At 72.8% G+C, this 12,319-nt stretch carries 10 protein-coding genes; 4 read left to right on the top strand and 6 right to left on the bottom strand.

Annotation, left to right across the window (positions count from 1 at the left end; translation table 11 throughout):
• Window positions 1-345: 345 nt before the first annotated feature.
• Together U5640_RS39710 and U5640_RS39705 are read left to right on the top strand one after the other, a co-directional pair.
• Complete coding sequence (locus tag U5640_RS39710) at window positions 346-1,554, top strand: cytochrome P450 (protein ID WP_340384072.1); 1,209 nt, start codon at window positions 346-348, stop codon at window positions 1,552-1,554.
• A 40-nt stretch (window positions 1,555-1,594) separates the two neighbouring features.
• Window positions 1,595-2,998: a cytochrome P450 gene (locus U5640_RS39705; protein ID WP_340384071.1), complete on the top strand. Its 1,404-nt coding sequence runs from the start codon at window positions 1,595-1,597 to the stop codon at window positions 2,996-2,998.
• Here the strand turns inward: U5640_RS39705 and U5640_RS39700 are convergent.
• A complete protein-coding gene (locus tag U5640_RS39700; protein WP_340384070.1) occupies window positions 2,913-4,475 on the bottom strand; it encodes a glycosyltransferase family 39 protein in 1,563 nt (520 codons plus the stop codon). The two genes, U5640_RS39705 and U5640_RS39700, sit on opposite strands and share 86 nt — an antisense overlap.
• Window positions 4,476-4,867: 392 nt before the next feature.
• Here U5640_RS39700 and U5640_RS39695 point away from each other — a divergent pair, with 392 nt between their 5' ends.
• Both U5640_RS39695 and U5640_RS39690 read left to right on the top strand, forming a co-directional pair.
• Window positions 4,868-5,785, top strand: a complete 918-nt coding sequence (locus U5640_RS39695; RefSeq protein ID WP_340384069.1) for an ABC transporter ATP-binding protein — start codon at window positions 4,868-4,870, stop codon at window positions 5,783-5,785.
• Window positions 5,782-6,966, top strand: a complete 1,185-nt coding sequence (locus U5640_RS39690; RefSeq protein ID WP_340384068.1) for an ABC transporter permease — start codon at window positions 5,782-5,784, stop codon at window positions 6,964-6,966. The genes U5640_RS39695 and U5640_RS39690 overlap by 4 nt, the downstream gene beginning before the upstream one ends.
• 692 nt (window positions 6,967-7,658) lie before the next feature.
• Here the strand turns inward: U5640_RS39690 and U5640_RS39685 are convergent.
• From U5640_RS39685 to U5640_RS39665, 5 genes are read right to left on the bottom strand one after another with little or no spacing between them, the layout of a single operon-like run.
• The gene (locus U5640_RS39685; protein ID WP_340384067.1) at window positions 7,659-8,318 is read right to left on the bottom strand and encodes a nitroreductase family protein; all 660 of its coding nucleotides are present in this window, start codon (window positions 8,316-8,318) and stop codon (window positions 7,659-7,661) included.
• Window positions 8,315-9,214 carry a hypothetical protein gene (locus tag U5640_RS39680; RefSeq protein WP_340384066.1) on the bottom strand — a complete coding sequence of 300 codons (900 nt, stop codon included), beginning with the start codon at window positions 9,212-9,214 and terminating at the stop codon, window positions 8,315-8,317. The genes U5640_RS39685 and U5640_RS39680 overlap by 4 nt, the downstream gene beginning before the upstream one ends.
• 57 nt (window positions 9,215-9,271) lie before the next feature.
• Window positions 9,272-10,255, bottom strand: coding sequence for a ScbA/BarX family gamma-butyrolactone biosynthesis protein (locus tag U5640_RS39675; protein WP_340384065.1), 984 nt, complete (start codon window positions 10,253-10,255; stop codon window positions 9,272-9,274).
• Window positions 10,256-10,268: 13 nt separating this feature from the next.
• On the bottom strand, window positions 10,269-11,216 hold the full coding sequence (locus U5640_RS39670) for a nucleoside-diphosphate kinase (RefSeq protein ID WP_340384064.1): 948 nt from the start codon (window positions 11,214-11,216) through the stop codon (window positions 10,269-10,271).
• Entirely contained in the window at window positions 11,213-12,301 is a 1,089-nt protein-coding gene (locus U5640_RS39665; protein ID WP_340384063.1) for an SDR family oxidoreductase, read from the bottom strand. Before U5640_RS39665 ends, U5640_RS39670 begins: the two co-directional genes overlap by 4 nt.
• Window positions 12,302-12,319 lie beyond the last annotated feature (18 nt).

Genomic DNA, 12,319 nt, shown 5'->3' with positions numbered 1-12,319 from the left:
TGTGGCAGGCCCGCTGCGCTCGGAACGGTAGACAACACCGGAATCTCCTCAGGCTCGGACACCCACGCTCATGGCATGGCTCCTCGAACACCTCGAACCCGGCCCAGTCTGGGGGCGGCCGGGCGGTCCACGGCCGCTCTACCTCCGACTCTGAAAAATCCCCTAGTTGCCCACGGCACCGGCCCGGCGCCGGTCCGGCCCGCGCCCGGCACCGGTCGACGGCGGCCGACACCGGCAAATCCCTAGAGTTGCGCGGCTCTTCTGGCCTTCGTTCGGCCCGGCGTGCTGCGCTGAGGCCGCTCCCGGCCCGCCTCCCGTGCGGCCCGCCTACGAGAGGGGTTCCCGATGACAGCCGTGCCCGCTCCTGCCGGCCCCGCGGTGGCCGCGCCGCCCGAGGTCGGTCTCGACGGCGGTGCGAGCCTGCTGGCATGGCTGCGGCGGATGCGCGACGAGCAGCCGGTGTGGCGCGATCCGGCGGGCCGCTACCACGTCTTCCGGCACGAGGACATCCAGCGGATCACCGCCGACCCGGCGGCCTACTCCTCGGACACGGTGACCCGGCTGTCGGGCGGTGAGCGCCAACCGCCGGGTGGCACACTGCTCTTGCTGGACCCGCCGCGCCACGGCAAGCTGCGGCGACTGGTGAGCAAGGTCTTCACCGCGAAGATGATCAACGAGCTGACGCCGCGGATCACCGAGGTGGCCACCGAACTGCTCGACGGTCTCGACGGCAGCGACCGCTTCGACCTCATCGAGGCGTTCGCCAACCCGCTGCCGGTGATCGTGATCTCCTCGATGCTCGGGGTCCCGCCGTCCGACCACCCGCTGTTCCAGGTGTGGGCGAACAACCTGCTGACCGTCGACTGGGAGACGCCCGAGGGCGCCGAGGTCATGGGCCGGACCGTGCAGGAGCTGGACGCATATCTGCGCCGGCACGTCGCCGAGCGGCGGGCACGCGAGCACGACGACCTGATGAGCCTGCTGGTCCGCGCCGAGGTCGACGGGGAGAGCCTGAACGACGACGACGTGGTCAGCTTCGCCGCGCTGCTGCTGCTCGCCGGCCATGTCACCACCGCCGTGCTGCTCGGCAACATGCTGCTGACCCTGGATCAGGAAGAGGGCCTGCTCACCGAGTTGCGCACCGACCGCGCGAGGATCACGCCGTTCACGGAAGAGGTCCTGCGCTGCCGGCCGCCGTTCCTGAAGATCGAGCGGGTGCCCACGGCCCCGGTGGAGATCGCCGGGGAGAAGGTGCCCGAGAACGCGATGGTGTACCTCTGGCTGCTGTCCGCCAATCGCGACGAGCGCGTCTTCCCCGACCCGGACCGCTTCCTGCCCGGCCGGTCCAACGCCAAGCAGCTGGCCTTCGGGCACGGCATCCATTACTGCCTGGGCGCCCCGCTGGCCCGTATGGAGGGGCAGATCGCGCTCAATCTGATGCTCGACCGCTACGTCGACATCCGGGTCGACCGTGACGCACCGCTGTCCTACTTCGACAACCGTGTCAACGTCTTCGGTCTTCGGCGGCTGCCCCTGACGGTCCGCCGTGCCTGACCGGCGCATCCGGGCGGACAACCCACCAGACGGAGGACTCATGGCCTACGAGCCGAAACCACCGGTGATCCCCACCGACCGCACCTGCCCCTTCGACCCCGATCCGGAGTACCGCCGGCTGCGTGAGGAGGAACCGATCAGCCCGGTCAGGTTCGACATCGCACCGGGCCGCGACGACGGGTGGCTGGTCACCCGGCACGACCATGTGCGGGCGATCATGACCGACCCCCGGTTCAGTCACCGCGCCGAGCTGCTGGCGCTGGTGGCGTCGCCGCCGTTCGAGGTGGAGAAGTACGAGCCCCAGCCGTCGGGCCCGGGGTCGTTCGTCCGCATGGACGCCCCGGACCACACGCGCTACCGGCGCCTGCTGACCGGCTTCTTCACGGTCCGCAAGATCCAGGAGTACGAGCCGACGCTCGCCGGGATCATCGACGACGTGCTCGACGAGATGGCGGACCTCGAACCGCCGGTGGACCTGCTGCCGGCGTTCGTGCAGAAGGTCGTCCACCGGTCGGTGCACTCGGTGATGGGGGTGCCGGAGGAGGACATCGCCGAGCTCGACCGGCACTTCTCGGCGATCATGCGGATCGACTACACGCTCGAGGAGTTCATCGAGCACAACACGGCGCTGGACCAGACCCTGGCCCGGGTCGTCAAGGACCTGTTCGCCGAGCCGAACGACAAGCTGCTCGGCAAGCTGGTCAAGACCGGTGAGCTGACCGAGGAGGAGCTGGCGAACATCGCCTGGATCACCATCGGCGGCGCCCTGGACACCACGCCGAACATGCTGGGTCTCGGCACGTTCGCCCTGCTGGAGCATCCGGAGCAGCTGGCGAAGGTCCGCGAGCGGCCCGAGCTGATGGAGCGGGCGGTGGAGGAGCTGCTGCGCTATCTGACGATCTCCCACATGGGCGCGAGCCGGGTGGCGCTGGAGGACGTGGAGGTTGGCGGACAGCAGATCGAGGCCGGACAGACCGTGGTGCTGTCCCTGCCGGCCGCCAACCGGGACCCGGAGCAGTTCGAGGACCCCGAGGTCTTCGACGTCACCCGCCCCTCCCGCCGCCACCTGGCGTTCGGCTTCGGCATCCACCAGTGCCTGGGGCAGCATCTGGCCCGGGCCACCCTGCGCATCGGCTTCCAGAAGCTCTTCGACCGTTTCCCGGACCTCCGGCTGGCGGTCGAGCCGGGGGAGGTCCCGCTGCGGGACAAGGCGATGCACTACGGCGTGTACGCGCTGCCCGTGACCTGGGGGGTGAGCCGACCCCCCGGACACGAACCGCGGGCCGTCCCGGCAACGGGGCGGCCCGCGGTTCCCGTTTCCGCCGCCCTGGCGGGGCGCGGGAGGGCCGGGCTGGGGCTCAGCTCAGGTGGGACATGCGGGGCCAGGTGGTGCGCCAGGGCCGGCGCAGTCCCTCGCAGACCCAGACGGGGGTGCCCCAGTTGAGGTTGTGCACCTTGTCCGCGTTGGTGACGGTGCCGCGTCGGCGCACGTCGGTGAAGAACTCCCGCAGGTAGCGGGCGTCCGCGCCGACGAAGACCACGGTCGCGGTGTCGTCGGTCGGTCGGCGCAGGTACCGGTAGCCGCGGTGGCCGCTGTAGGGCCGCGGCAGTCCGAGCCCGGGGCCGAAGCGGTCGAGGGCGCCGGCCTGGTCGTAGCGGTCGGTGACCAGCAGGGCCCGGCGGCGCCGGTCGGCGGGCAGGCCGCGGTAGACGCGGGCCACCGAGGCGGCCAGGTCGGGCCAGCCGACGCTCTCCATGGCCAGCCGGTCGGCGGAGGAGCGGGTGAGCCGCTGCACCGGGTAGACCGGCAGGACCTGGACCGCCAGGGCCGCCGACGCCAGGTAGACCACGGCCGTCGACCAGATCCGCGGGCGGGTGGCGGCCAGGCGTTGCAGTGCCGTGGCGCCCGCCGCCCACAGCACGGCGAACAGCCCGGCGACGTAGTAGGGCCGTCCGTGGACGACGAGGTAACAGGCGCACAGTCCGGCGAAGGTCAGTCCGAGGAACCGGTAGGGGCGTGCCGCGCGGGCGAACAGCAGCCATAAGAGCCCGCAGCCGAGGAGGAGGGCGCCGGCCAGTCCGGCGGCCGCCAGGACGGTGGGGAGAAACGTGGCCCGGCTTCCCTCGGCGGCGACCTCCCGGGCGATGACGCCGGTCATGGCCAGCTGAGGCCAGCCGGCCCGGGCCTGCCACAGCAGCCCGGGCACCGCGGTGAGCAGGGCCCCCGCCGCCGAGGCCCACAGCAGCGGGCGGCGCAGCAGCTCCCGGGGTCCGGCGAGGAGCAGGGACACGAGCAGCACGGCCCACAGGCCGACGCTGAGGAACTTCACCTGGAGGGAGACGGCGGCGGTCAGACCGAGCAGGGGCAGCAGCCGGTCGCGCCGGGTGCGGACCCAGCGCACCAGCAGCCAGACCCCGGCCGTCGTCAGGAAGATGTCCAGGGTGGCGGTGATGAGCAGGTGGCCCATCTGGAGCATGACCGGCGAGACGGCGTACGCGCCGGCGGTGGCGAGCTGGGCGGCGCGTCGGCCGCCCAGCTCACGGGCGGTCAGGGCGGCGATCAGCACCCCGAGCGCGGTGACGGCCGCGGCCGGTGCGCGCAGCACCACCAGCGAGCCGGGCGCCAGGGCGTCGAGGGCGTGGGCCAGCAGGGGCAGCAGCGGGGGCTGGTCGGCGTACCCCCACGCGGGGCTGCGGCCGGCGGCGAGGAAGTACAGCTCGTCGCTGAAGTAGCCGAAGCGGTCGGCGGTGAGCAGCAGCAGGGCCGCGGTGGCGCACGCGACGGCGCACACCGGCAGCAGGGCCAGGGGTGGGGGTGGGTCCACCGGCGGGGCGGCGGGGGTGGGGACACGGGATGTGGCCCCGGGAGGTCGGTACCCGCCGTCGCGGTGGGTGTCCTCGTCCCGGGTGGTGGGGGGCATCGTCGCTTCCTCGTTCCTGTCGGCTTCGCGATGGGAGCACCGCGCAGACTTGCCCGTCGAACCTACGGTCGGAGACCGCTGCCGGAACGGCGTGTTCCCCACTCCGGGTCCGGGAGTAGGGGCGATTCCCTAGTCTTCGGCGCCCGCGGTGGCCGCGGCTGTCGCGGCTGTGCTGGTGTGGGTCTTCGAACCGCCCCGGGGCCACGCGCCCCGCGGCGGTTCGTCCCCTTCCCGGCCGACCTGCGGTGGACGCGTTCGCAGCGCCCTGTCACTCCCACGGCCCGGCCTCGATCCCTCAACCGATCACGGAGAGACGACAGGCGAGTGATGGACCTTCAGTTCATGTGCGGCGGGGCCGGTTGGCGGTCCCGCACGGTCAGGACGGGCGCGTCATGACGGCGGCGATCGTCGCGGACGGCGTCCGCAAGCGGTACGGGGACATCCAGGCCGTCGACGGAGTCTCGCTGCACATCGAGGCGGGCGAGTTCTACGGCATCCTGGGGCCCAACGGCGCGGGGAAGACGACCACTCTGGAGATTCTGGAGGGCGTCCGCGAGCCCGACGAGGGGCGGATCGAGCTGTTCGGCGAGAGCCCCTGGCCGCGCAATCCCAGGCTGCTGCGCCGCATCGGCGTGCAGTTCCAGGCGTCGTCGTTCTTCGACAAGCTCACCACGCGCGAGACGATCTGCCTGTTCGCCTCCTTCTACCGGGTCGGCACCCGGCAGGCCGACGCGATGCTGGAGCGGGTGGGCCTCACCGAGTTCGGCGCGGTACCGGCCGACAAGCTCTCGGGCGGCCAGGCGCAGCGGCTGTCGATCGCGTGCGGTCTGGTGCACGACCCGGAGATCGTCTTCCTGGACGAGCCCACCGCGGGTCTGGACCCGCAGGCGCGCCGCAACCTCTGGGACCTGCTCCGGGACGTCAACGACGAGGGCCGCACGCTGGTCCTCACCACCCACTACCTGGACGAGGCCGAGATGCTCTGCGACCGGGTGTCGGTGATGGAGAAGGGCCGGGTGCTCAAGACGGGCGCGCCGGCGGCCCTGGTCCGCGAGCTCGACGACATGGTGCGGGTCAGTGTGGAGTCGGGGCTGGTCAAGGCGGACGCGCTGCGCGACGGACTGGTGACGGCCGGGGTGGAGAACGCGGTGGTGGAGGACGACGGGATCACGCTGTCGATCGCCACGCCCTCCCCCGGGCCGGTGCTGTCGATCCTGGCCGACCACCGGGCGCTGCGCGGTCTTCAGGTGCGCGGCGCCACTCTGGAGGACGTCTTCCTCCAGCTGACCGGACGGGAGTACCGCGCGTGAGCATCGACGAGACGTCCTCCCGCTCCACCGGGACGGCCGCGCAGGCCTCGGCGGAGCCGGAGGCGGCGACGGTCAAGGCCGGTCCGGGGCGCAAGGGGCCCGTCAAGGACAGGCGGCTGAACCCGATCCGCGAGCTGGCGCGGGCGATGATCCTCAGCGTGCTGCGGGACAAGGGCACGATCTTCTTCCTGATGATCTTCCCCATCCTGTTCCTGATGTTGTTCGGCACGTTGTTCAAGAGCGAGGGGACCTCGCACATCAAGGTGGCGCAGGTCGGCGAGGTGCAGGTGCTCGACTCGCTCACCGGGGCGCAGCGGGAGCAGCTCTCCAAGGCCGCCAAGATCACCAAGGTGAAGAGCGAGTCGGCCGCGCTGGCGAAGGTACGCGAGGGGGACTACGACGCGCTGGTCGAGCAGGACGGGGACACCGTCGTGCTGCGCTACAGCGTCTCGGACTCGGTCAAGGGGGCCTCGGCCCGCGCGACGCTGAACGCGGTGCTGGAGCAGGTCAACCTGGCCGCCACCGGCATGCCCGCCAAGTACACGCTGAAGGCCTCCCAGGTCGAGGACGAGTCGGTCAAGCCCATCCAGTACCTCACCCCGGGTCTGCTGGGCTTCGCCATCGCCACCAGCTCGGTGTTCAGCACCGCCCTGACGCTGGTGACGCTGCGGCGCAAGAAGATCCTGCAGCGGATGCAGCTGTCGCCGATCCGGCCCTGGGAGGTGGTGGCCGCCCGTATCTCCATGACCATGCTGATGGCGTTGACGCAGACGGCCCTGTTCCTGGCGGTGGCGACCCTGCCGTACTTCGGTCTGCGGCTCACCGGGAACTGGTGGCTGGTGGTGCCGCTCGTGGTCTGCGGGACGCTGGCGCTGATGTCGCTGGGTCTGCTCATCGGCTCGCTCACGAAGACGGAGGAGTCCGCGGGCGGTCTGGCCCAGCTGCTGGTCCTGCCGATGTCCCTGCTGTCGGGGTCGTTCTTCTCGCTGGACAGCGCTCCGGAGTGGGTCCGGGTCGTGTCGTACGTCATGCCGCTGCACTACCTGGTGGAGGGCGGCGAGTCGGTGCTCAGCCGGGGCGGCGGTGTCCTGGACGTCCTGCCCACGATGGGCGGCATGCTGGCCTTCGCCGCCGTGGTGACGGGGCTGACGCTGCGGTTCTTCAAGTGGAACGAAGGATGAGCCGACACTGACGGCCGACGACGTCCGGGGCCCTGTGCCGCACCCCAGCGGCACAGGGCCCCGGCCGCGTCTCAGCCGGGGTCACCGCCGCGCCGACCACCCGGATGCGGAACCCTCCCGAGGGCCCGCTGGTCCCCGCCCCGAACACGACAGGCAGCGGAACGCCGTCGGCGACAACGCGCCCCGACGGACAGTCACGGGGGCTCCAGAGCAGACGACTCCGGAGCGCTGCACACGACGCCGTCGCACGGACGGGCTCGGCGACGAGGGTGCGCAGACGGGCGCGGACGGGCTCGGCGACGAGGGTGCGCAGACGGGCGCGGACGGGCTCGGTGACGCGGGTGCGCAGACGGGCGCGGACGGCGCGGGTACTCGCATGCGGCGGCCCACCCCTGCGCACGGCGGCCTCGGCCCCCGGCCAACGGCGTCAGACGCGGTCGTCGCCCCGCCCCTGCAGCCGTCCCGTGCAGACCCCCCAAGGGCCCGGCGCGGCCCCGCCCGGACCACGGCACGCAGCCGAAACGCCGTCACCGGCAACACGCCCCCGGCGGACGGCGGTCGGCAGACCCCGCCCCGGCCCATCGCGTCACCACGCGGTCTCGCCCCGCCCCTTGCCAGCCACCGCCCCACGGGCCCGGTGCAACCCGGCCGGAGCACGGCACGCGGCGGCAACGCGCCGCCGGCGGACGGTGTCACGCGTGGTCGTCGCCGCTGCCCTGCCAGCCGTCCAGGTGGAGGACCTCCTCCAGGGGCCGTCGGGGGCCCGGGCGGAAAGTGGTGCGCAGGGGGTATGCCGTCGGCAGCAGTGCGCCCTGGCGGACGGTGGGGGGCAGGCCCAGGAGGTCGGCCATCTCCCGCTCGCGGTCCAGGTGGACGGCCGTCCATGCGGTGACCAGGCCCCGGCTGCGGGCGGCCAGCGCATAGCTCCAGGCCGCGGGCAGCAGTGAACCCCAGACACCGGCCTGGTTGCCCTCCGGCAGCCGGCCGTCGGGCAGTTCGAGGCACGGGATGACGAGCACGGGCACCCGGTGCAGCCGCTCGGCCAGCACCTGCGCGCCGGTGAGCACGGAGCGGGTGCCCTCCGGCTGCTCGTCCAGCCGTCGCAGGGCGGCGCCGTTGCGGTCGTGGAAGGCGGCCCGGTACACCTCGGCGACACGGGCGCGGAGCTGCGGATCGGTGAGCAGCAGCCAGTGCCAGCGCTGGCGGTTGTTGCCGTTGGGGGCCTGCAACGCGATCCGCAGGCAGTCCTTGACCAGTTCCGGGTCGACGGGCCGCTCCAGGTCCAGGCCGCGCCGCACGGAGCGGGTCGTGGTCAGCAACTCCTCGCCCGAGAGGGAAGGCGGCGTGGTCACGGCAGCAGCACCGCCCGGACGGCCAGGGCGAGGTAGGTGGTCACGACGAACCCCATCGCGGCGGCCAGGGGCCAGGCGCCACGGCGCGCGGTCAGGAACCGCCGGGCGCCCCAGAGCGGCAGGGCCGCCGTCAGGCAGGGCAGCAGCCCGAGGACGCCGTCCGGCGCGAACAGGACGACCTGGCAGAGGACCGCCCCGGCCGCGAACGCGGCGGTGACGGCGGCGCTGCCCCGGGGCCCGAGGTCGGCCGAGTACAGACGGGCGCCCGGCTCCGCCTCCCACGCCGTCTTGCGGGCGAACTCGAAGTGCAGGAAGACACCCGCGCACAGGGCGAGCAGCAGCGCTCCGCGCCAGTCGGCGGTGACGGTCCCGGCGGCGGCCAGCGAACCGTACACATAGACGCCGAGCAGCACCTGCACCGGGTAGGTGACCGCGAGGTTGAGGAGCTGCCGGTCGCGCACGGCCGCCGAGAGGCGTTCCAGGACGGCGAGGAAGACCCCGTAGCCGAGGGCGGCCAGGACCAGCAGGACGGCCGTGGCGGACAGCGCCGCGTTCAGGCCGGCCACCACCGCGGTGAGGGCGACCATCGCACCGCGCAGTTCGGCGACCGTGATCGCGCCGGTGACCAGGGGCCGGTCCGGGTGGTGCACACGGTCGTAGGCGAGGTCCTTCTGCTCGTCCAGCATCCTCAGGAACAGCAGCGCGAGGACGACGCTGAGGACCCGCACCCAGGTGGCGCCGGTCGGCCGCCAGGCGGCGCCGCTCACACTCACCGCGGAGCCCTCCAGGGCCAGGACCCACAGCAGGCCGTAGGTGGCGTAGACGTGGGGCCGGAACATACGCAGCACGAATCGGCCCAGCCGGCCGGGGATGCGGGGCACGGCGACGGTGCTCACTGAGGGTGTCCCCTGTCTCGGGTGCGGGTTCTGGTGGGGTGCGTCATCGGGGGCCGTTCAGCGGTGCGCGGCGGACGCCGGGGCCGCGAGCACCTCGGTCCGGCCGGCCGTGTCCCGGTCGGCGAACCCGACGCGGGCCTCGGCGACCAGGGCGCCGGGCTGGTGCAGGGTGCACTCGATGTCGGCGCCCGGCACCACGGGAGCGGTCCGGCACTCCAGGGGCAGGTCCATCTCGGCGAAGCAGCGGAACCGGGCCCGCAGGCGGACCGGCAGCGCCGTGGGCGCGCGCACCGCGCCCTCGTCCACGGCGGCGATCAGGGCCAGTTGCCGGAAGGCCTCCAGTTCCAGCATGCCGGGGACGTGGTCGACCCAGTGGTCGTAGAGGGTGGGGTGGGTGGTCTCGGCGACCAGCCGGGCGGTGCGGACGCCGTCGGGCGACGTGCGCGGCGGTGTGATCACCGCGTTGGCCCGGTCGCGCCGGCCGACCCGGCCGGGTTCGACGGTCTGTCCGGGCAGCGCGACGGGCGGATCGCACAGGCCGAGGTCCCGGCGCTGCCCGGCCCGCAGGCGGCTCCACTCCTGCGGGGGCATCCACGAGTAGTCGATGCGGGCCAGCAGTGCCTCCCGTGCCCCGATGGCCGCGGTGAAGCGCAGCCGCAGGCCCGTCACACCGGTCCGGTTGCGGATGCGGTGCTCGACCCGGACCCCGACGACCGCCTCGGCGGGGGTGTCCCCGCAGGTCAGGGCGTCCGGGTCGGACACCTCGTACTCGACCGTCCGGAGCAGGAACTTGTGGTCCAGGGGTACGTCGAGGTAGCGGTGGGCCACCACGAAGATGCCCTGGCGGCAGGCCTCCAGCAGCAGCAACGGGTCGTGGTGGCTGCGGGGGGCGACGGCGTCGCCGTAGAAGGGGTGGCGGCGGGGAAGCTGCGCGGCCAGCCGCATCTCGTCCTCGCTGAGGCGCTCCGCGTCGGTCAGGAAGACCTCCGCGATCGCTGCCCGGTGCACCAGCTCCTTCGGGAGTGTCCGGGCGAACTGCATGGCTGCTCCTCGTTCAGATCTGGGCGTCCCGGACGGTGTCCAGGTGCCGGCGCCACGCGTCCACGCCGGCGCCGTCGAGGACCGGGGCGCGGCCGGGCTGCCGCATCGGGAGCACCGACGATCCGACGATGACCGCGTCCCACGGGTCGATGTCGATGCCGTGCTCCCAGGCGTGTTCCAGGAGGTGACGCGGGGTGGCGTCGGGGCCGGCACCGGGCCGGCCGGAGAGCGCGGCGCGCAGCCGTTCGGCGGCGGGCCCGAAGTCGAGGTCCCGCGGCTTGGTGGCGGCGTACAGCCGGTCGGCCAGCCCGAGGGCGTACCCGGTGAGGTCCTCGTCGGCCAGCGCGGAGCGGAAGAGCCGGTCGCGCTCCGCGTGGTCGAAGTGCACGGCCAGCTCGCGCAGGACGTCGGCGGGCTCGTCGGGGGTGTGCACGAGGTTGAGCAGATAGCTGTAGCGGCCGAGCAGGTGGCGCAGCTGGCCGGGCACCCGGGCTTCGGGGTCGGTGGGGCCCTTCAGCCGGGTGAGCTGGACCGAGGCCGGGATGTCGCTGGGGCGGCCGGGGCGGACGAGCAGCACGAGGGCGTCGGCGTCCTCCAGGAAGAGCGCGGCCAGGCGCCTGCGATGAGGGGTGGCGAGGTTCCACTGGAAGTACCACAGGGAGCGGATCATGGTCCGGGTCAGCCGGGTGATCGCCGCGCCGACGATCCGGTACTCCTGCTCGGCCAGCCACTCCACGGCCGCGTCCAGCCTGCGGGACACCACGGCGTCGGGCTTCAGCAGCAGTGCGGCGTGGCGGTGGGCGAAGCCGGTGACGTCGTCGGTGAGGGCGGCGAGTTGTTCGTGGCTCTCCTGGTAGTAGGTGTCCGCGCCGTACAGCCGCTGTTTCTCGGGGTGGCAGGTGAGCAGCGGTGAGACGGGGATGCCGTGGACCGGCTCGGGGTGGTCGGAGTGGGTCGTCACGGGGTGCTCCCGTCCGTCGGGTTCGCGGCGGGCTGCCGGGGCGGTGGTGTGCCGAGGTAGCCGACCTTGAGGCAGTGGTCGAGGAGGCGGCGCAGGTAGGGGCGTCCGCTCAGGGGCACGCGGCGGCCGCTGAAGGCGGCGGCCCGGCTGTCGTCGAAGCGGATGCGCCGCTGGAGGTAGGTGTCGTAGAGGGCGACGACGCGGTCGTAGTAGGGGCGTTCGCGGTCGGGCAGGGCCGCCGCGGAGAACGTGGTCGGCGGGACGAACCGCGTCACCTGGAACGACGGGTACTCGGCGAGGACGTCGGAGAAGTCCCGCAGGGTCAGCAGGTGGCCGACCGCGTGCAGGGTGAGGCCCTCGGCGTCCTCGAAACGGGTGGTGACCTCCGTGACCAGGTCGGCGACGTGGTCGACCGGTACCAGGTCCAGCGCGGCGTCGTAGTGGCCGGGCATGGTGCGCACCAGGCCCCGGGTCATGACCTTGAGTATGGGATAGACGGTCTTGAAGTCGCGGCAACGGCCCGTGCGGGAGGCGCCGGTGACGATGCTGGGACGGACCACGGCCACCGGCAGGCCGTCCGCGGCGGCCTTGCGGACCATGGTCTCCGCGGCCAGTTTGCTCTTCTCGTAGACGTTGCCGAACCGCTGTCCGACGTCGAGTTCGTCCTCCAGGGCCACGCCGTCGCGCACCCCGCACACATAGGCCGTGCTGACCTGCACCAGCGGGGTGCGGTGGGCCAGGGCGAGGTCCAGGACGTGCCGTGTGCCGCCCACGTTGATGCTCTCGTACCGCTCGTCGGGCAGTCCGAAGTCGGTGACGGCGGCGCAGTGCACGATCCGGTCGGCGGTCGCGGCGAGCCTGCGGTCGTCCTCGTTCAGCCCGAGGCCGGGACGGGTGACGTCACCGGTGAGGCGGGTGAGGGTGCCGGGCCCGGGGGCGAGTTTCCTGCCGTCGTTGCGGAGGATGTCGCCGTTGCGGTGCATCAGGGTGAGTACGGTGTGGCCCGCGCCGGTGAGCCGGGCGGCCACCTCCGCGCCCACGAAGCCGCTGGCGCCGGTGAGCAGCACCGTCATCGTGTCAGCCATCGATCATTCCTCCGTCAG

This window comes from Streptomyces sp. SS7 (assembly GCF_037993025.1).
Taxonomy (GTDB): Bacteria; Actinomycetota; Actinomycetes; order Streptomycetales; family Streptomycetaceae; genus Streptomyces.
The sequence above is the reverse complement of the archived record's forward strand: the minus strand, read 5'-3'. Positions and strand labels throughout refer to the sequence as shown.